21 protein-coding genes are annotated in these 18177 nt (G+C 62.4%); 8 read left to right on the top strand and 13 right to left on the bottom strand.

Annotated elements, in window-relative coordinates; genetic code table 11:
• The first annotated feature begins 422 nt into the window (after window positions 1-422).
• The 4 genes from LCH64_RS19625 to LCH64_RS19610 all read left to right on the top strand — a co-directional run bounded on the left by LCH64_RS19625 (window position 423) and on the right by LCH64_RS19610 (window position 5564).
• Complete coding sequence (locus LCH64_RS19625) at window positions 423-665, top strand: exodeoxyribonuclease VII small subunit (RefSeq protein ID WP_003228627.1); 243 nt, start codon at window positions 423-425, stop codon at window positions 663-665.
• The gene (ispA, locus tag LCH64_RS19620) at window positions 662-1549 is read left to right on the top strand and encodes a (2E,6E)-farnesyl diphosphate synthase (RefSeq protein ID WP_183784243.1); all 888 of its coding nucleotides are present in this window, start codon (window positions 662-664) and stop codon (window positions 1547-1549) included. Before LCH64_RS19625 ends, ispA begins: the two co-directional genes overlap by 4 nt.
• 91 nt (window positions 1550-1640) lie before the next feature.
• Complete coding sequence (dxs, locus tag LCH64_RS19615) at window positions 1641-3539, top strand: 1-deoxy-D-xylulose-5-phosphate synthase (protein WP_103521353.1); 1899 nt, start codon at window positions 1641-1643, stop codon at window positions 3537-3539.
• A 141-nt stretch (window positions 3540-3680) separates the two neighbouring features.
• The gene (locus tag LCH64_RS19610; RefSeq protein WP_226501042.1) at window positions 3681-5564 is read left to right on the top strand and encodes a TonB-dependent receptor; all 1884 of its coding nucleotides are present in this window, start codon (window positions 3681-3683) and stop codon (window positions 5562-5564) included.
• A 111-nt stretch (window positions 5565-5675) separates the two neighbouring features.
• Here LCH64_RS19610 and LCH64_RS19605 read toward each other — a convergent pair whose 3' ends face one another.
• From LCH64_RS19605 to nrdR, 12 genes are all read right to left on the bottom strand, one after another.
• The gene (locus LCH64_RS19605) at window positions 5676-6476 is read right to left on the bottom strand and encodes a cobalamin-binding protein (protein WP_226501041.1); all 801 of its coding nucleotides are present in this window, start codon (window positions 6474-6476) and stop codon (window positions 5676-5678) included.
• Window positions 6476-6895 carry a hypothetical protein gene (locus LCH64_RS19600; RefSeq protein WP_007968175.1) on the bottom strand — a complete coding sequence of 140 codons (420 nt, stop codon included), beginning with the start codon at window positions 6893-6895 and terminating at the stop codon, window positions 6476-6478. The genes LCH64_RS19605 and LCH64_RS19600 overlap by 1 nt, the downstream gene beginning before the upstream one ends.
• Entirely contained in the window at window positions 6892-7509 is a 618-nt protein-coding gene (ribA, locus tag LCH64_RS19595) for a GTP cyclohydrolase II (protein ID WP_003228637.1), read from the bottom strand. Before ribA ends, LCH64_RS19600 begins: the two co-directional genes overlap by 4 nt.
• Window positions 7510-7765: 256 nt before the next feature.
• On the bottom strand, window positions 7766-8503 hold the full coding sequence (locus LCH64_RS19590; protein ID WP_226501040.1) for a transporter substrate-binding domain-containing protein: 738 nt from the start codon (window positions 8501-8503) through the stop codon (window positions 7766-7768).
• Between the two features lie 34 nt (window positions 8504-8537).
• On the bottom strand, window positions 8538-9041 hold the full coding sequence (locus LCH64_RS19585) for a phosphatidylglycerophosphatase A (RefSeq protein ID WP_003228639.1): 504 nt from the start codon (window positions 9039-9041) through the stop codon (window positions 8538-8540).
• Window positions 9038-10003: a thiamine-phosphate kinase gene (thiL, locus tag LCH64_RS19580; protein WP_202370624.1), complete on the bottom strand. Its 966-nt coding sequence runs from the start codon at window positions 10001-10003 to the stop codon at window positions 9038-9040. The genes LCH64_RS19585 and thiL overlap by 4 nt, the downstream gene beginning before the upstream one ends.
• An 18-nt stretch (window positions 10004-10021) precedes the next feature.
• The gene (gene nusB, locus LCH64_RS19575) at window positions 10022-10522 is read right to left on the bottom strand and encodes a transcription antitermination factor NusB (RefSeq protein ID WP_003228643.1); all 501 of its coding nucleotides are present in this window, start codon (window positions 10520-10522) and stop codon (window positions 10022-10024) included.
• Window positions 10519-10995 (bottom strand): 6,7-dimethyl-8-ribityllumazine synthase, encoded by a 477-nt coding sequence (ribE, locus tag LCH64_RS19570; RefSeq protein ID WP_003228649.1) that lies wholly within the window; start codon window positions 10993-10995, stop codon window positions 10519-10521. The genes nusB and ribE overlap by 4 nt, the downstream gene beginning before the upstream one ends.
• Window positions 10996-11231: 236 nt before the next feature.
• Entirely contained in the window at window positions 11232-12323 is a 1092-nt protein-coding gene (gene ribBA / locus LCH64_RS19565) for a bifunctional 3,4-dihydroxy-2-butanone-4-phosphate synthase/GTP cyclohydrolase II (RefSeq protein ID WP_003228650.1), read from the bottom strand.
• Window positions 12324-12339: 16 nt separating this feature from the next.
• Window positions 12340-13002, bottom strand: coding sequence for a riboflavin synthase (locus LCH64_RS19560; protein WP_103367225.1), 663 nt, complete (start codon window positions 13000-13002; stop codon window positions 12340-12342).
• Between the two features lie 47 nt (window positions 13003-13049).
• Entirely contained in the window at window positions 13050-14183 is a 1134-nt protein-coding gene (gene ribD / locus LCH64_RS19555) for a bifunctional diaminohydroxyphosphoribosylaminopyrimidine deaminase/5-amino-6-(5-phosphoribosylamino)uracil reductase RibD (RefSeq protein WP_226501039.1), read from the bottom strand.
• Window positions 14180-14644 carry a transcriptional regulator NrdR gene (gene nrdR, locus LCH64_RS19550; protein ID WP_003228656.1) on the bottom strand — a complete coding sequence of 155 codons (465 nt, stop codon included), beginning with the start codon at window positions 14642-14644 and terminating at the stop codon, window positions 14180-14182. The genes ribD and nrdR overlap by 4 nt, the downstream gene beginning before the upstream one ends.
• A gap of 127 nt (window positions 14645-14771) precedes the next feature.
• Here nrdR and LCH64_RS19545 point away from each other — a divergent pair, with 127 nt between their 5' ends.
• From LCH64_RS19545 to trxA, 3 genes are all read left to right on the top strand, one after another.
• Window positions 14772-15236: a YbaY family lipoprotein gene (locus tag LCH64_RS19545; RefSeq protein WP_226501038.1), complete on the top strand. Its 465-nt coding sequence runs from the start codon at window positions 14772-14774 to the stop codon at window positions 15234-15236.
• A complete protein-coding gene (locus LCH64_RS19540; RefSeq protein WP_226501037.1) occupies window positions 15233-15889 on the top strand; it encodes a 50S ribosomal protein L11 methyltransferase in 657 nt (218 codons plus the stop codon). Before LCH64_RS19545 ends, LCH64_RS19540 begins: the two co-directional genes overlap by 4 nt.
• 171 nt (window positions 15890-16060) lie before the next feature.
• Window positions 16061-16933 (top strand): thioredoxin, encoded by an 873-nt coding sequence (gene trxA / locus LCH64_RS19535; protein ID WP_226501036.1) that lies wholly within the window; start codon window positions 16061-16063, stop codon window positions 16931-16933.
• A gap of 110 nt (window positions 16934-17043) precedes the next feature.
• On the opposite strand, the gene LCH64_RS19530 is transcribed toward trxA, so the two are convergent.
• Window positions 17044-17403: a hypothetical protein gene (locus LCH64_RS19530; RefSeq protein ID WP_226501035.1), complete on the bottom strand. Its 360-nt coding sequence runs from the start codon at window positions 17401-17403 to the stop codon at window positions 17044-17046.
• A 135-nt stretch (window positions 17404-17538) separates the two neighbouring features.
• Here LCH64_RS19530 and LCH64_RS19525 point away from each other — a divergent pair, with 135 nt between their 5' ends.
• Window positions 17539-18141 (top strand): DUF2796 domain-containing protein, encoded by a 603-nt coding sequence (locus tag LCH64_RS19525; RefSeq protein ID WP_103522160.1) that lies wholly within the window; start codon window positions 17539-17541, stop codon window positions 18139-18141.
• Window positions 18142-18177: the final 36 nt, after the last annotated feature.

The following is an 18177-nucleotide window of genomic DNA, read 5'->3' as shown; positions in this document are numbered from 1 at the left end:
TTTCGTCTGAAAGACCCCGTGACCAGCGGGTCGTAGAAGGCGCGAAGATTAGCGATTCGGCAGTTTTTTAACAATCGGATACATCTGGATTTGCTGTGGGATTCACGCAGGTTTGTTGGGCGTGAGCCGAATAGAAGCGTTATTCGGCTCACAAAATGAGCCGAATAAGCTCCAACCTTCATAAGTCACCACAAATACTGTGGCGAGAGAGCTTGCTCCCGCTGGACTGCGCAGCAGGCCCAATCCGGTCATTACAATCTGCCTGAAGAACTGCGGTGGCGGGTTTTGGGGTCGCTACGCAACCCAGCGGGAGCAAGCTCCCTCGCCACAGTAAAGCGGGGTCGTCCGGGGCTCCTCATTTGCCCATAAACCCCCTATCTGCTAGTGTCGCGCCGGTTTAACGTCAACCGGAAATCGCCGCCATGGCCCGCAAAAAAGCTGCACTGGATTTCGAACAGTCCCTCGCCGACCTGCAAACACTGGTCGAGCGTCTGGAGAACGGTGAATTGTCGCTGGAAGACTCGCTGACCGCTTTCGAGCAGGGCATCGGCCTGACCCGTGACTGCCAGGCAGCGCTGGCCCAGGCCGAGCAGAAGGTGCAAGTGCTGCTGGAGCGCGATGGCGAACTCGCCGAGGAACCCTTCGACGCGGAACAGCCAGAATGATTGCGGCGTATTCGGCGACCAGTCAGGCGCGGGTCAATGCGGCACTGGAAATCCTCTTCAAGGCTCCGCTGCCGGAACTGTCGCGCCTGTATGAGGCAATGCACTACAGCGTGATGATCGGCGGCAAACGCGTGCGTCCGCTGCTGGCCTACGCCGCGTGCGAAGCGCTCGGTGGCAAGGCTGAGCAGGCCAACGGCGCGGCCTGCGCGGTGGAGCTGATCCACGCCTATTCGCTGGTGCACGACGATTTGCCGGCGATGGACGACGACGATCTGCGTCGCGGCCAGCCCACCACCCACAAGAAATTCGACGAAGCCTGCGCGATTCTCGCCGGTGACGGCTTGCAGAGCCTGGCCTTCAGCGCCCTGCTCGACCCGCGCCTGAGCAACCTCGACGCCGACATCCGTCTGCAACAGGTCACGGCGCTGGCGCACGCGGCAGGCCCGGCGGGCATGGTCGGCGGTCAGGCCATCGACCTCGGTTCGGTCGGTCTGAAGCTGGATCAGCAAGCACTGGAGCAGATGCACCGGCACAAGACCGGCGCGCTGATCGAAGTCAGCGTCAAACTCGGCGCCCTGGCCAGCGGCCGTGCCGAGCAGGATCAACTCAAAGCCCTGCAGACTTATGCACAGGCCATCGGTCTGGCCTTCCAGGTACAGGACGACATTCTCGACGTCGAAAGCGATACCGAAACCCTCGGTAAACGCCAGGGCGCCGACATCGCCCGCGACAAACCGACCTACCCGGCCTTGCTGGGGCTGGACGCGGCCAAGGTCTACGCCCTGGAACTGCGCGATCAGGCACTGCACGCGCTGCGACCGTTTGACGCGGCAGCCGAGCCTTTGCGCGACCTGGCCCGGTATATCGTCGAGCGGCGTAACTGAACGCCAACCTGCCAAAAAAGACCAACGCGTGGGCAGGGGGCGATGCATCAGGTAAACTGCCGCATCTTTTATACCTATAACGATTCGCCTGATGCCCACGACGTTTCATGAGATTCCCCGCAAGCGCCCGACCACGCCCCTGCTCGACCGCGCGAACACGCCGGACGGCCTGCGCCGGTTAGGCGAAGCCGAGCTGGAAACCCTGGCCGATGAGTTGCGCCTGGAATTGCTCTACACGGTCGGCCAGACCGGTGGGCATTTCGGTGCCGGCCTGGGCGTCATCGAGCTGACCATCGCGTTGCATTACGTCTTCGACACCCCGGATGACCGGCTGGTGTGGGACGTCGGTCATCAGGCGTATCCGCACAAGATCCTCACCGGTCGCCGCCAGCGCATGGAAACCCTGCGCCAGAAGGACGGCATCGCCGCTTTCCCGCGTCGCGCCGAGAGCGAGTACGACACCTTTGGCGTCGGCCACTCCAGCACCTCGATCAGCGCCGCGCTGGGCATGGCCATTGCCGCCCGCCTGCAAAACAGCGATCGCAAGGCGATTGCGGTGATCGGTGACGGCGCGCTGACCGCCGGCATGGCCTTCGAGGCGCTGAACCATGCGCCGGAAGTCAACGCCAACATGCTGGTGATCCTCAACGACAACGACATGTCGATCTCGCGCAACGTCGGTGGTCTGTCGAATTATCTGGCGAAGATCCTTTCCAGCCGCACTTACGCGAGCATGCGTGAGGGCAGCAAGAAAGTCCTGTCGCGCCTGCCCGGCGCCTGGGAAATCGCCCGTCGCACCGAAGAATACGCCAAAGGCATGCTGGTTCCCGGCACCCTGTTCGAAGAGCTGGGCTGGAACTATATCGGCCCGATCGACGGCCACGACCTGCCAACCCTGATCGCTACCCTGCGCAACATGCGCGATCTGAAAGGCCCGCAGTTCCTGCACATCGTCACCAAGAAAGGCAAAGGCTTCGCCCCGGCGGAAGTCGATCCGATCGGTTACCACGCGATCACCAAGCTCGAACCGCTCGACGCTCCGGCCGCGGCGCCGAAAAAGGCGGGCGGGCCGAAGTATTCGGCGGTGTTCGGCGAATGGCTGTGCGACATGGCGGCGGCTGATCCGCGGCTGGTCGGCATCACCCCGGCGATGAAGGAAGGTTCGGACCTGGTGGCGTTCAGCGAACGTTTCCCGTTGCGCTACTTCGACGTGGCGATTGCCGAACAGCACGCGGTGACGTTCGCTGCCGGTATGGCCTGCGAAGGTGCCAAGCCTGTGGTGGCGATCTACTCGACATTCCTGCAACGCGGCTATGACCAGTTGGTGCATGACGTCGCGGTGCAGAACCTCGACGTGCTGTTCGCCATCGACCGCGCCGGTCTGGTGGGCGAAGACGGCCCGACCCACGCCGGCAGCTTCGATCTGTCCTACCTGCGCTGCATCCCGGGGATGGTCATCATGACCCCGAGCGATGAAAACGAATTGCGCAAGATGCTCACCACCGGCCACCTGTACAACGGCCCGGCGGCCGTGCGCTACCCGCGCGGCACTGGCCCGAACGCGACCATCGACAAGGATCTGGAGCCGATCGAAATCGGCAAGGGCATCGTCCGTCGCCAGGGCAGCAAAGTCGCCCTGCTGGTGTTCGGCGTGCAACTGAGCGAAGCGCTGAAAGTCGCCGAGAAGCTGGATGCGACCGTGGTCGACATGCGCTTCGTCAAGCCGCTGGATGAGGCACTGGTGCGCGAAATCGCCGGCAACCACGAATTGCTGGTGACGATCGAAGAGAACGCGGTCATGGGCGGCGCCGGTGGCGCGGTCAGCGAGTTCCTTGCGCGCGAGAACATCCTCAAGTCGATGCTGCATCTGGGCTTGCCGGACATCTACGTCGAGCACGCCAAACCCGCGCAGATGCTGGCCGAGTGCGGGCTTGATGAAGCGGGAATCGAAGCTTCGATTCGTGAGCGTCTGGAACTGCTCAACAAGTAACACGCAATACCCATGTGGGAGCGGGCTTGCTCGCGAAGGCGCCGGTTCAGTCGATGATGAGTTGACTGAACCGGCGCCTTCGCGAGCAAGCCCGCTCCCACATTTGATTTGTGTACATCAGAAATATCCACTGGATCACCGATGAACCTCTCGCGCCTCGCCCTGCCCCTCCTCCTGCTGCCAGCCGCCAGTGCCTTCGCCGACACCTTCGAACGCGACGAAGCCCTGAAACTGCCGGACACGCTGATCAGCGCCAACCGCCAAGTCGAAGCGCGCAACGACAGCAGCGCCGCCAACACCGTGTTTACCCGCGAAGACATCGACCGCCTGCAACCGAGCAGCGTCACCGATCTGCTGCAACGGGTGCCGGGCGTGCAGGTGGCGCAGGCCGGTGGGCGCGGCAGCCTGCCGGGGATCTACATTCGCGGCACCCAGTCGGCGCAGAGTCTGGTGCTGGTCGACGGCCAGCGCATCGGCAGCTCGACCTCCGGCGACAGCAACCTGCAGCACCTGAACATCGACCAGATCGAACGCGTGGAAGTGCTGCGCGGTTCGCGTTCGGTGATCTACGGCAGCGATGCGATTGGCGGGGTGATCCAGATCTTCACCCGACGCGGTAACCAGCAAGGTTTACAGCCTCGATTGCACGTCGGTCTCGGCAGCAACCAGACCTGGGAACGCAGTCTCGGCCTGTCGGGTGGCGACGAGAAAACCCGCTTCAACCTGGGTGCCAGCCTCGATGACACTGCCGGTATCGACCGTACGCACGAGTCCTACCCCAGCGACAGCGATCACGATGCCTACCGCAATCAATCCGTCAGCCTGAGTCTCAGCCATGCGCTGACCGATGACATCGAAGTCGGCGCCAACCTGCTGGATAACCGCGGCAAAAGCGAGTTCGACAACCCGTTCGGGCGCTTCGATACGACCACCTTCGAGTCGGTGCAACAGCAGCCCTACAGCGACTTCAACGTCAGCAGTGTCAGCAGCTACGTCGATGCCCGGGTCAACGAAATCTGGAAAACCCGCGTCGAATTCGGTCACACCGAAAACCGCGAAAAGACCCTCGACAAACTCAGCGACGAGCGCACGGTGTTCAACACCTATCGCGATTCGGTGAACTGGCAGAACGACCTGACTCTGGATGCGCGCAACAGCCTGATCCTCGGCGGCGACTGGTACGAAGACCGGGTCAACAGCAGCACCGCGTTCGACGAGGACAGCCGCTGGAACCGCGCCGCGTTCATCCAGCATCGCTATCAGGCCGACAGCTTCTCCACGGAGCTGGGCCTGCGCCACGACGACAACCAGCAGTTTGGCAGCCAGAACACCTGGAGCGGAACCTTTACCCTGCCGCTAAACCCGGACAACGATCTGCTGCTGAGCTACAGCGAAGGCTTCCGCGCGCCGACCTTCAACGACCTGTACTACCCGGATTTCAGCAACCCGAACCTGAAACCGGAAACCTCGAAAAGCTACGAGTTGCAATGGCGTAGCCAGTTGAGCGATTCCAGTCGCCTGGAAACTTCGATTTACCGCACTGATCTGCAAGACGCGATCATCTTCGGCAGCAACTCGCGCCCGGAGAACGTGGCCTCGGCGCGGATCAATGGCTTTGAAGCGGCATTGAAGCAGGAGCTGTTCGGCTGGCAGAGCAATCTCGGCGTGGCGATTATCGATCCGCGTGATCGCGATACCGGGCACACCTTGGCCCGCCGCGCACGGCGCATGATGAGTTGGGATCTGGATCGACAGTTTGACCGACTGGGTCTGGGCGCCAGTTGGCAGGCGGTAAGCAGTAGCTACGACGACAAGGACAACACCCAGTCACTGGGCGGCTACGGCTTGATCGGATTGCGCAGCAGTTGGGCACTGAACCGCGAGATCAAACTGGATATGAAGGTCGAGAACCTGTTCGACAAAAGCTATAGCCGCGCGCTGTACAGCTATGACGGCAGCCAGTATGGCTATCGCGAGGAAGGTCGGGCCTGGGTGTTTGGGGTGACCTGGACGCCGGAGCTCTGATCCAGAATTTGCGCTGCTTCGACTGGCCTCTTCGCGAGCAAGCCCGCTCCCACAGGGGGAACGCATTCCAAATGTGGGAGCGGGCTTGCTCGCGAAGAATTCACCTCGGTCTCAGCGGTCAGGCGCAATCAGATGGCAGAGTTTGGCGGTTGCCTCGATCATCTGCCCGCTTGGGCGTTCGAGGCCTTTATCCGTGACCAACAACAGTTGGCCATGCGCCACCGCACTCACCTGCGGCCAGGCTTTCCAGGCATCAAGCTGGGCCTGATCACCGGCCAGAATCACCCCGGGATCGCGCTGCAACACCGCTTCGATACTGACCTGCGGCGCCGGCAAACTCAGATCGGCAAACACATTGCGCGCGCCGCATACCTCAAGCGCATCGCTGATGATCTGCCCGCCACCGACGGTGTACAGCGGCTTGTCCCAGACTTGATAGAACACTGTCAGCGGCGTCTCCCGGCGATAGCGTTGGCGCAGGTCATCGAGTTTCTGGCGCAGATCCGCCGCCAGTGTCACCCCACGTTCAGGCCGGCCGAGTTGCGCGGCAATGGCTTCGATCTGTGCAGAGAGCTGTTCGAGATTGTGCGGTTCGGCGACGTAGGTCGGGATGTTCAGGCGTTTGAGTTGATCGCGTTGCGCCGGGCCGACACTGCCGGGCCACAACAGCAATAAATCGGGCTTCAAACTGAGCAGACGCTCCATGTCCAGCTGACCGTAGCGGCCCACTGACGGGACATCCTTGAGCGCGGCAGGACGCTCGCCGGCATCGAGCACGCCAACCAGCAGATCGGCCGAATCCAGCTCAACGACAATTTCCGACAGCGAAGGCGCGAGGCTCACCACCCGCAGGCTCGCCAGCGCCGGGCCGGCGACGGCCAGCAGCAGCACCGCCAGCCACAGACGGCGCATCAGCCGAGTTGACGCGGGATGCGATAGAGGTAGAACAGCACGGCCGTGGACAGCGCCAGCAGCATCAGCGGTACGGCTTCGAGGCCGACGAACACGGCCAGCGCACCGATCCATGCCGGAAGCGATGCAGCGAGGAACGCGACACGACGACGGGCCGCGAGCGCGATCCAGGCCGCCGGCTCGGCAGGCGTATCGAGGGCTTTCTGGGTGGCGATCAGTGCGTGTTTGTAGCCACCGAAAAACTTCAGGCTGACAAACATCGAGGCCACGCCGGCAATGAACATCGGCATGGTCAGTACCGGCAGAAACGCTTCATATTGGCCGAACAGTGCGTTGAGCACGAACAGCGGCAGCAGCGCCAACGCCAGATACTTCCACCAATCGACCGCCAGACGGCGGCGCACCTGACCGCGGGTCACGCGCGGTCGACCTCGCCCTGATGCTCGTTGCCCATCATGTGGTCGAGCTTGCTGGCCTTGGTCGCCAGATAGAGCTTGTTGTGCGGATTATGGCCGGTGTGCAGCGGCACGCGTTCGGCGACGACGATGCCCATGTCGGTCAGGGCTTTGACCTTGCGCGGGTTGTTGGTCATCAGGCGCAGGGACTTCACGCCCAGGTGCTCCAGCATCGGCAGGCACATCGCGTAGTCACGCTGGTCGGCGGCGAAACCCAGACGCTCGTTGGCTTCCACGGTGTCGGCGCCGCCGTCCTGCAACTCGTAAGCGCGGATCTTGTTCAGCAGACCGATGCCACGACCTTCCTGACGCAGGTACAGCAGCACGCCACGGCCTTCGCGGGCGATGGCCTTGAGCGCCGCTTCGAGTTGCGAGCCGCAGTCGCAGCGCTGGCTGAACAGGGCATCACCGGTCAGGCACTCGGAATGCAACCGGCCAAGGACCGGGGCACCGTCGTCAATTTCACCCAGGCTCAGCACAACGTGCTCGCGGCCGGTGGCTTCATCGAGAAAACCGTGCATGGTGAATTGCGCAAAAGGCGTTGGCAGCTTGCAAGCGGCGACAAAAACGACAGGCACCTGTGTGCTCCTGATCTAAAAAGTCTGAAGATTCGCAGGCCGGCATTGTAACAGCAGGTTCCGGCAGGCGCTTAGGCTGAATTATCGGGCATAACGATCAAAAAGTTTGATAACACCCGACTTGCCTGGCCCCCCCTGTGGGAGCGGGCTTGCTCGCGAAGGCGTCGTGTCAGTCGGCAATAGGCTGGCGGAACCACCGTATTCGCGAGCAAGCCCGCTCCCACAGGGGGCACAGTGTTGGGCACAAGATTCGCAATCAGGGCGTATCAAACGGATACGGCTGCTTCCACTGCTCGAAAATCGGCTTCAGCTCGCCGCTCTTCACCAACTGCTCCATGCGCCTGTCGAACAGCGCCATCAGCGTGCGCGCTTGCGGCGTATCGGCGAAGCACAGGTACAGCGGCAATTCGGCGATGTGGGTCTTGCGAAACTGCGTCGGATCCTTGGCCCGGCCAACCACGTAATCGATTTCGGTCTGCGCATCGATGTAATAGTCAGCACGGTTGTGGGTGAGCATCGAGAGGATCCCGGTACGTCGCACGACCTCGTTGAAGTTGCGCACGCCGGGTAGATAATTCTGATAGTCGTAACCACGAACCCAAGCCAGCCGATATTGGCCGAGGGTTTCCGGGGTCGGTGCTGGATTACTCGCCAGGCCCAGGGCGTAGATGTGGTCGGTGTCGAAATTCCAGCGCGGATAGAGCAGGTCGCTGAATTCTTCATGATAAGAACCGACACAAGCATCGACCTCGCCACGCTGGGCCAGCCCAACTGAACGAGTGTATGGTTCGCTGCGAATGTCGAGCTTCACCCCGGCCGGTTCGAAGACCTTGCGCAGCACGTCCCAGCCCAGGCCGTGACCGTCAGCGGCGGTGTAGTCTTCCCAGTCTTCGCTGGCCAGATGGATGACCGCGGGCGTCGGCGCAGCTTCCTGCGCACTGGCGACAGTGCCCAGCAAGGCAAAAAACACCAGCGCCAGCCAGCGACTACCCATCCTTAGTCTCCCCACTTAACCCTGACAATCCGGATCAGGCGAAAATCCACACCAGTCCCTGCATCGCCAGCCAGGCGAACACGCCGGCCAGCACGTCGTCGAGCATGATGCCGACGCCGCCGTGGACATGCCGATCGATCCAGCGAATCGGCCATGGCTTGAGAATGTCGAAGAAGCGGAACATCAGGAACCCCGCGAGCAACCAGTACCAGCCTTCCGGCACCAGCCACAGGGTGATCCACATCCCGACCATTTCGTCCCAGACGATGCCTTCGTGGTCGTGTACCCGCAGATCGTCGGCGACCTTGCCGCACAGCCAGAAGCCGAACAGCATGGTGATCCCGAGCATCAGCCAGTAACCCCAGTCGGGCAACATCTGCCACAACGGGATAAAGGGTAGCGCAACTAACGAACCCCACGTGCCCGGCGCTTTCGGCAAGGTGCCGGAGCCGAAGCCGAACGCGAGGAAATGCCAGGGATTGCGCCAGACCGACGGCGGAACGAATTCGGCCGGAACCTGTTTCGGGTGATCTGTCACGGTGTCTCCTGAAAATGTTGATAACCCCGGATTTGCGGGGTGATGTCGTGTCCTTCGCGATCCAGCAGCACCACACCCTGGCCCTGCGCCACACGCCCGATCACATGGATCGGCCAACCATCGGCCAGCAGTGCCGGCAACTCGACGGACGGTAGCGTGAAGGCCAGCACATAGTCATCGCCGCCGCTCAACGCCGCCCGTTCGGCGCCACGCTGGCCGAGAAACGCCACTAAAGCATCGGACAACGGTACGCGCTCGCGTTCAACCTCAAGCCGCACCTGCGAAGCCAGAGCGATATGGCCGCAATCGGCAAGCAGGCCATCGGAGATATCCAGGGCCGAGGTGGCCTTGCCGCGCAAGGCCTGACCGAGCCCGAGTTGCGGTTGCGGCGCCCAGTAATGACTGAGCAGCGGCTCGGCAATATCAGTGTCGGCTTCACGCTGGCCAAGCACCAGCGGCAAGGCACCGGCGGCATTGCCCAGTTCGCCGCCAACACAAAGCAGGTCGCCCGGTTGTGCGCCGCTGCGGGTCAAGGCCTGCCCGGCCGGGACGCGACCGAACACCGTGACGGTCAGGCTTAACGGCCCACGGGTGGTGTCGCCGCCCACCAGCGCGACGCCGCAGCTCTGCGCCATGCGGTTCAAACCGCGGGCATAGGCTTGCAGCCAATCGGCGGTCACCGTCGGCACAGTCAGGGCAAGGGTAAAGGCAACGGGCGTGGCGCCCATAGCGGCCAGGTCGCTGACCGCAACGGCCAGCGAGCGCTGACCGAGCAGAAACGGATCGCAGGGATCGGCGAAGTGCACGCCGGCCACCAGCGTATCGGTGGAAATCGCCAGCTGCTCCCCGGGGGGAACCGCCAGCAAGGCGCAGTCGTCGCCGATCCCCAGGGCAACGCCCTCGCCGCCCTGCGCACAAGGCGCGGCGGCGAAGAAATTGCGGATCAGCTCAAACTCGCCCATTGCGATATCAAGCGCTGATCAGCGCTTGAACGCCTTGACTTCAGCTTCACGCAGGCGCGGAGCCAGCTTGTCGAGTACACCGTTGACGAACTTGTGGCCGTCGGTCGAACCGAAGACTTTCGCCAGCTCGATACCTTCGTTGATCACCACGCGGTACGGCACGTCGACGCGCTTGAGCAGTTCCCAGGTGGACAGGCGCAGAACCGCCAGTTCAACCGGGTCCAGCTCTTCGATTTCGATGTCCAGGCACGGCTTGAGCGCGGTGTCGATTTCGGTGCGGCTCGCCGGAACCCCGTGGAGGATTTCGCGGAAATACGCGCCATCGACATCGGTGAAATCGTTATCAACGCGGAACTGCGCTTCGATTTCGTTCAGCGAAGCCTTGGCCATGTGCCACTGATACAGAGCCTGAGTCGCGAGCTGACGGGCTTCGCGACGCTTGACGCTTTTCGATGGCTTGCCGGCATCCGCAGGTTTCGGATCGCGCGGGTTGAAACGATCGCTATCGTCGCTAATCACTTGGCCTCCAACTGCGCCAGCAGGCTGACCATTTCCAGAGCGGACAGGGCAGCTTCAGCACCTTTGTTGCCGGCCTTGGTGCCGGAACGTTCGATGGCTTGCTCGATGGAATCAACGGTCAGGACGCCGAACGCGACCGGTACGCCGAACTCCATGGACACCTGGGCCAGGCCCTTGGTGCATTCGCCAGCCACGTATTCGAAGTGCGGAGTGCCGCCACGAATGACCGCGCCGAGGGCGATGATGGCTGCGAACTCGCCTTTCTGAGCGACTTTCTGCGCAACCAGCGGGATTTCGAAGGCGCCAGGTGCGCGGATGATGGTGATGTCGCTTTCGCTCACGCCGTGGCGAACCAGGGCATCAACTGCACCGCTGACCAGGCTTTCAACCACGAAGCTGTTGAAACGGCCCACTACCAGAGCGTAGCGGCCTTTAGGGGCGATGAAGGTACCTTCGATGGTCTTCAGGGTCATTCGTCAGATCTCTTAAAGAGCCGGGACGCGTTTCGTACGCATCCCTCAGTGATATTAGCCACAAATTCATGACCGGAAACACCGCATTGCTGTTCGACTACACCCCTGTGGCGAGGGGATTTATCCCCGATGGACTGCGCAGCAGTCCCAACCAAATAGGGCCGCTGCGCAGCCCGTCGGGGATGAATCCCCTCACCACAAGGATCTACGTCAACAATGCCGGAAACGACCGGTCATTATTCGGAGGGCACGTATTCTACAACTTCCAGATCGAAACCGGATATCGCATTAAATTTCATTGGCGCAGACATCAAGCGCATTTTGCGTACGCCGAGGTCACGCAGGATCTGCGAACCGGCACCGACGATGCTGTAAGTGGTCGGTTTTTTCACCGCCGCCTGCTCACCGGTTTCGCGGATATGCGCCAGCAGCACGTCGCCGTCGAGCGGGTGACCGAGCAACAGCACCACACCGCTGCCGGCCTCGGCGACCGCAGCCATCGCGGCGCGCAGGCTCCAGCGCCCCGGTTGCTTGACCATCAGCAGGTCGCGCAGCGGATCCATGTTATGCACGCGAACCAGGGTCGGTTCTTCGGCGCAGACAGTGCCCAACGTCAGGGCCATGTGCACATCGCCTTCCACCGAATCACGATAGGTCACCAGGTTGAATTGGCCCAGTTCGCTGTCCAGCGGCTGTTCGGCAATCCGCTGAACGGTACGTTCGTGGATCATCCGGTAGTGAATCAGGTCGGCGATGGTGCCGATCTTGATGTTGTGTTCGGCGGCAAACGCTTCCAGTTCGGCGCGACGGGACATGGTGCCGTCGTCGTTCATCACTTCGCAGATCACGCCGCTTGGTTCGAAACCGGCCATGCGCGCCAGGTCGCAGGCGGCTTCAGTGTGACCGGCACGAGCCAGGGTGCCACCGGCCTGAGCCATCAGCGGGAAGATGTGGCCCGGGCTGACGATGTCTTCCGCCTTGGCGTCTTTCGCCGCGGCCGCTTGCACGGTGCGCGCACGGTCGGCGGCGGAAATACCGGTGGTGACGCCTTCGGCGGCTTCGATCGATACGGTGAACTTGGTGCCGAAACCGGAACCGTTGCGTGGCGCCATCAGTGGCAGTTTCAACAGTTCGCAGCGCTCGCGGCTCATCGGCATGCAGATCAGGCCACGGGCGTGCTTGGCCATGAAGTTGATGTGCTCGGCCTTGCAGCATTCGGCGGCCATGATCAGGTCGCCTTCGTTCTCGCGGTCTTCGTCATCCATGAGGATGACCATCTTGCCTTGGCGGATGTCTTCAACCAGTTCTTCGATGCTATTGAGCGCCACAAGGCACCCCCTTCAGTCAGGATTTGAGGTAGCCGTTGGCGGCCAGAAAGCTTTCAGTGATACCGCCAGCGCTTGGCTCAGCAGCCTTGTCGCCGAGGAGCAGACGCTCCAGATAACGCGCCAGCAAATCGACTTCCAGGTTCACCCGGCGGCCCGGCTTGTAGGAAGCCATGATGGTTTCGCTCAGGGTGTGCGGAATGATCGTCAGCATGAATTCGGCGCCATCGACCGCGTTCACGGTCAGGCTGGTGCCGTCGACGGTGATCGAACCTTTATGGGCGATGTACTTGGCCAGTTCTTTCGGCGCGCGGATACGAAATTCCACGGCGCGGGCATTGTCGCTGCGTGACACCACTTCGCCGACACCGTCGACGTGGCCGCTGACCAGATGGCCGCCGAGACGGGTGGTCGGGGTCAGGGCTTTTTCCAGATTGACCGGGCTGCCGCTTTTCAGGTCATTCATGGCGGTGCAGTCGAGGGTTTCGCGGCTGACGTCGGCGGCAAAGCCATTGCCCGGCAGCTCAACCGCCGTCAGGCACACGCCGTTGACGGCGATGCTGTCGCCGAGTTTGACGTCGCTCAGGTCGAGCTTGCCGGTTTCGACATGCACCCGCACATCACCGCCCTTTGGGGTCAGTGCGCGGATACTGCCGATGGATTCGATGATGCCGGTAAACATGGGGTTCTCCTTGAGAACGAAGCCAGCGCTAAGGCGATGGCCGGGAATTATACGCTCGCCGAAACGACTGGCGTCGCAGTGACTCGCCAGTCATCGCCAACCGCGCGGATTTCAGTGATTTTCAGCTCGGGAGCGTCCTTCATATAGGCCAGCGGCCAGTCCAGCAACGGCCGCGCCGTGGAGCCGAGAAACTTGCCGGCGATGAAGATCACGAACTCATCGACCAGACCGAGCTGGGCGAACGCGCCGGCCAGACGCGGGCCGGCCTCGACCAGCACTTCGTTGACGCCACGGTTGGCCAGTTCGATCAGCAGTTGATGCAGATCGACCTGACCATCGTCACCCGGCACGATCAGGCATTCCGGGCCATTGGCGTATTGTTCTTCGACCGCCATGCACGTCGCGACCAGCGCCGGGCCGGCCTTGAAGAACGGCGCGTCCAGCGGCACCCGCAGGCGCCCGTCGACCAGCACCCGCAGCGGCGGACGGCTCATGGCCCGTGCGGTTTGTTCGGCATCCAGACCCAGTTCGTCGGCGCGTACGGTCAGGCGTGCGCCGTCAGCCAGTACGGTGTCGGCGCCGGTCAGCACCACGGCCGCCTGCGCGCGCAAACGCTGCACAGCGGAACGCGCGGCCGGGCCGGTGATCCATTGGCTCTCGCCGCTGTCCATCGCCGTGCGGCCGTCGAGGCTCATCGCCAGCTTGACCCGCACGAACGGCAAGCCGTGTTCCATGCGTTTCAGGAAACCTTGATTGAGCTGGCGCGCCTCGGCTTCGAGCACGCCGCTTTCGGTGGCGATCCCGGCATCGGTCAGACGCTGCAAGCCACGCCCGGCGACCTGCGGATTCGGATCGCGCATCGCGGCGACCACCCGAGCAACCCCGGCAGTCACCAACGCATCGGCGCACGGCGGTGTGCGGCCATGGTGGCTGCACGGTTCAAGGGTCACGTAAGCGGTGGCGCCGCGCGCCAACTCACCGGCAGCGCGCAGGGCGTGGACCTCGGCGTGGGGTTCGCCGGCGCGCTCGTGAAAGCCTTCGCCGACAATCTGCCCGTCACGCACGATCACGCAGCCAACCCGTGGATTGGGGTGGGTGGTGTAGTGGCCCTTGCGCGCCAGTTGCAGCGCGCGCGCCATGAAGTGGGCGTCGAGGATCGCCTGCTCGGCGGCGCTGGTCATTCTTTCACCGGTTCGCGGGCGAGGCGGTCGATCTCTTCGCGGAACTCATTGAGATCCTGGAAGCGCCGGTACACCGAGGCGAAACGGATGTAGGCCACTTCATCGAGCTTTTGCAGCTCGGCCATCACCAGTTCGCCGACCACGAGGGATTTGACCTCGCGCTCGCCGGTGGCGCGCAGCTTGTGCTTGATGTGAACCAGAGAGGATTCGAGGCGCTCGACGCTCACCGGACGTTTCTCCAGGGCGCGTTGCATGCCGGCGCGGAGCTTTTCTTCGTCGAACGGTTGGCGGCTGCCGTCGGTTTTGATCAGGCGCGGCAACACCAGTTCGGCCGTCTCGAATGTCGTGAAACGCTCGCCGCAGGCCAGGCATTCACGCCGGCGGCGCACCTGTTCGCCCTCGGCGACCAGACGCGAGTCGATGACCTTGGTGTCGTTGGCACCGCAGAAGGGACAGTGCATGGTGGCTGGCAACAAAAAAAGGGAGGGCCATGGTAGCGCATCCCGGTGGCAAGACAAGCCATAGGGTTTGCGGTATACAGACTGCCATGATCGTTTGATCCACGGATTTCATTTTCTGGAGCTGCCAATGTCGCTACGACCGCTCGTTTTGCTCAGTCTTTTCGCCCTGCTGGTGGCCTGTGGCAGCGATAAACCCAAGCCGCAGCCGCCAACGCCGGGCCCGGCGCCGCAGCAGGCGCAGAAAAAAGCCCGGGAAGCCGCTGACCTCGGTCCGCTGCCGGCTTATCAACGGGAACTGAGCGGCACTCTGCAAGGCGTGCCGGCAGGGGCCGAAGTCGAACTGGCGTTGCTGGTGATCGACGATAAGTCCCGCCCGCAACAGTTGCTCGCCAGTTCCACGCTGATAGGCAATAACCAGGCGTTGCCGTTCCGTCTGCGTTTCAACCCCGAAGCATTCCCCGCCGGCGCGCGGGTTGAGCTGCGCGGCCGCGCCACGCAGTCCGGCCAGTTGATCCTGCATCTGCCGTCGCAACCCATTACCCAGCCGACCACTCAAGCGCTGGGCCAGCTGCAATTTGTCAAAGCACCATGACCGTACCGCTCGACCTGCAACTGGCGTTAGGTGAATTGCTCGGTGATGCCCGGCTCAAGGCCTGTGCATTGCCGGGTACCGATTTGCAGCTGTGGCTGATCGACGGCGACAACATGGATCGCGAATTCAGTCCGGACGAAACCCGGCGCATCCTCCACGAACCGCCGTATTGGAGTTTCTGCTGGGCCAGCGGCCTGGCGGTGGCGCGCTATCTGGCGGAGTTTCCCGAGTGGGTGCGCGGCAAGCGGGTGCTGGATTTCGGCGCCGGCTCCGGGATCGCCGCGATTGCGGCGGTGAAGGCCGGGGCGTTGGAGGTGGTGGCTTGCGATCTTGATCCGCTGGCGATTGCTGCGTGTCGGGCCAACGCTGAACTCAATGATGTGCAGATGAGCTATTCGACGGACTTCTTTGCCGAGGCTGATCGTTTTGATCTGATTCTGGTGGCGGACGTGCTCTACGACCGCGAGAACCTGCCGCTGCTCGATGCGTTTCTCAGTCGTGGCCGCGAGGCGCTGGTGGCGGACTCACGGGTTCGGGATTTTCGCCATCCGTTATATGAGCGCATCGAAATGCTTGAGGCGATGACCTTGCCGGATCTGGCGGAGCCGGAAGAATTTCGGCATGTGAGCCTGTATCACGCGCGGCGGAGCTAAAAAGCTTCGCGAGCAAGCCCGCTCCCACAGGGGTAACGCATTCCAAATGTGGGAGCGGGCTTGCTCGCGAAGGCGTCCTGTCAGGCAACACATCTCTAAACCTGCCCCCGCTTCCGGCCACCCCCTGCCAAGCCGTATAGTTGCCCCATCCACGCTTTTACGAGATCCCCCATGAGTCAGCAAACGCCGTACATCTTCGAAGCCACGACTGCCGATTTCGACCAGTCGGTGATCGAAGCTTCCTTCAACAAACCGGTGCTGGTGGATTTCTGGGCCGAGTGGTGTGCGCCGTGCAAGGCGTTGATGCCGATGCTGCAAGGCATTGCCGAGAGCTATCAGGGCGAACTGCTGCTGGCCAAGGTCAACTGCGACATCGAGCAGGACATCGTGGCCCGCTTCGGTATCCGCAGCCTGCCGACCGTGGTGCTGTTCAAGGACGGTCAACCGGTGGACGGTTTTGCCGGTGCGCAACCGGAGTCCGCCGTACGCGCCCTGCTTGAGCCGCATGTGCAGATGCCGCCGCCGGCCGCCGCCGATCCGTTCGAACAGGCGCAGGCGCTGTTCGATGAAGGGCGTTTCGCTGAAGCAGAAGCCGCGCTGGTGGTGATGCTCACCGAAGACAACAGCAACGCCAAGGCGCTGATCCTCTACGCCCGCTGCCTGACCGAACGCGGCGAACTGGGCGAAGCGCAAACCGTGCTCGACGCGGTCAAGAGCGATGAGCACAAGGCTGCACTGGCCGGGGCCAAGGCGCAGATCAAGTTCCTGGGACTTGCCCGTGATCTGCCGGACGCTGCCGACCTCAAGGCGCGTCTGGCCAAAGATCCGCAGGACGACGAAGCGGTGTATCAACTGGCGATCCAGCAACTGGCGCGTCAGCAATACGAAGCGGCGCTGGAGGCCTTGCTCAAGCTGTTCATCCGTAACCGCAGTTATGGCGAGGGTCTTCCGCACAAGACGTTGCTGCAGGTGTTCGAACTGCTGGGCAACGATCACCCGCTGGTGACCGCTTACCGTCGTAAAGTATTCGCTGCGCTTTATTAAGATCAAAAGATCGCAGCCGTCGGCAGCTCCTACATTCGATCGTATTCACCCGTATTTGCGGATGAACGCTGAACCTGTAGGAGCTGCCGCAGGCTGCGATCTTTTGCGGCTCACTCGACCCAGCTGTAGAGCGGCGTATCGCCGCCGCTCGCCACTTTCACCTGTGAACTGTGGCGTAAGCGCACCAGCAGGCGTTTGCCTGCGGCCGCGCTGCCGGTCAGGCCCTCAAGCTGCTCCAGAAGATCCGGCCCGCTGAGTTGCCTGGCCTGGCGCAACAGATCCTGCGCGACCTGCCACAACGCATCGTCCTGGTTCAGCGGTTTCGCTGCCGGCGCGCTCAATGCCGCTTCAGGCTGATCACCCTGCGACTGCGCACCAAGGGCTGCGCCAAGCTTTGCCCAATCGCTGTCATCCAGTTCCACCGTCAAATCCACCGGCATCGCGCCGACGGTTCCGCGTATCCGCAACATCTGCTTCGCTCCTGCACATTTCTGACCTGCATGCTCCCACGGGACTTGTGCAACGCCAAGCGCACGGGCAAACTCTGCGGACTTTCGTTATAAGATTACATAACAAACTCTTCACTTTACTTTCCGGAGACCGCCATGCGTCGTCTGCTGCTCGCTTTGCCGTTTGCCCTGTTGCCGCTGGCCATCGCCCATGCCGCCGATGAACACGATCATGACCATGAGCACGGCAGCCTCGGCGCCCACGAACATGGCGTCGGCCGACTGAACGCCGCACTCGACGGCCAGACCCTGGAACTGGAACTGGAAAGCCCGGCGATGAACCTGGTGGGCTTCGAACACGCCGCCACCAGCGACGCCGACAAGGCCAAAGTCGCCGCCGCCCGCGCCAAACTGGAAAACCCGCTGGCGCTGTTCAGCCTGCCGGCCGCCGCTGGTTGCAAAGTCGCCAGCCAGGAACTGGAAAGCCCGCTGTTCGGCGACAAACCGGATGCCGACGACCATGACGATGATGATCACGATGCCGCCGCCAAGGGCGGTGAAGCGCATCACCATGAACACAGCGAAATCCACGCGCACTATCAATTCAGTTGCGCTGCACCGGGGGCCTTGAAGACTCTGGATCTGGCAAACCTCTTCAATACCTTCCCGGCCACCCAGAAAATTCAGGTACAACTGATCGGCCCGAACGGCCAGCAAGGTACGGAAGTGACGGCCAAGGCTGCTGCCCTGAAATTCTGATCACACCGACAATCCCATGTGGGAGCGGGCTTGCTC

The sequence above is a fragment of the Pseudomonas sp. MWU16-30322 genome (genome assembly GCF_020515535.1).
In the GTDB taxonomy this organism is placed as follows: Bacteria; Pseudomonadota; Gammaproteobacteria; order Pseudomonadales; family Pseudomonadaceae; genus Aquipseudomonas; species Aquipseudomonas fluorescens_H.
Note: the sequence above shows the minus strand (reverse complement) of the source record. Positions and strands in the feature narration are given on the sequence as shown.

Coding starts and splice junctions, on each gene's coding strand:
- LCH64_RS19540 (WP_226501037.1), top strand. CDS start 15,233: ATGACCGTACCGCTCGACCTGCAACTGGCGTTAGGTGAATTGCTCGGT.
- ribD (WP_226501039.1), bottom strand. CDS start 14,183: ATGACCAGCGCCGCCGAGCAGGCGATCCTCGACGCCCACTTCATGGCG.
- LCH64_RS19530 (WP_226501035.1), bottom strand. CDS start 17,403: ATGTTGCGGATACGCGGAACCGTCGGCGCGATGCCGGTGGATTTGACG.
- ispA (WP_183784243.1), top strand. CDS start 662: ATGATTGCGGCGTATTCGGCGACCAGTCAGGCGCGGGTCAATGCGGCA.
- LCH64_RS19560 (WP_103367225.1), bottom strand. CDS start 13,002: ATGTTTACCGGCATCATCGAATCCATCGGCAGTATCCGCGCACTGACC.
- LCH64_RS19625 (WP_003228627.1), top strand. CDS start 423: ATGGCCCGCAAAAAAGCTGCACTGGATTTCGAACAGTCCCTCGCCGAC.
- trxA (WP_226501036.1), top strand. CDS start 16,061: ATGAGTCAGCAAACGCCGTACATCTTCGAAGCCACGACTGCCGATTTC.
- ribE (WP_003228649.1), bottom strand. CDS start 10,995: ATGACCCTGAAGACCATCGAAGGTACCTTCATCGCCCCTAAAGGCCGC.
- LCH64_RS19610 (WP_226501042.1), top strand. CDS start 3,681: ATGAACCTCTCGCGCCTCGCCCTGCCCCTCCTCCTGCTGCCAGCCGCC.
- thiL (WP_202370624.1), bottom strand. CDS start 10,003: ATGGGCGAGTTTGAGCTGATCCGCAATTTCTTCGCCGCCGCGCCTTGT.
- dxs (WP_103521353.1), top strand. CDS start 1,641: ATGCCCACGACGTTTCATGAGATTCCCCGCAAGCGCCCGACCACGCCC.
- nrdR (WP_003228656.1), bottom strand. CDS start 14,644: ATGCACTGTCCCTTCTGCGGTGCCAACGACACCAAGGTCATCGACTCG.
- LCH64_RS19525 (WP_103522160.1), top strand. CDS start 17,539: ATGCGTCGTCTGCTGCTCGCTTTGCCGTTTGCCCTGTTGCCGCTGGCC.
- LCH64_RS19545 (WP_226501038.1), top strand. CDS start 14,772: ATGTCGCTACGACCGCTCGTTTTGCTCAGTCTTTTCGCCCTGCTGGTG.
- LCH64_RS19590 (WP_226501040.1), bottom strand. CDS start 8,503: ATGGGTAGTCGCTGGCTGGCGCTGGTGTTTTTTGCCTTGCTGGGCACT.
- LCH64_RS19605 (WP_226501041.1), bottom strand. CDS start 6,476: ATGCGCCGTCTGTGGCTGGCGGTGCTGCTGCTGGCCGTCGCCGGCCCG.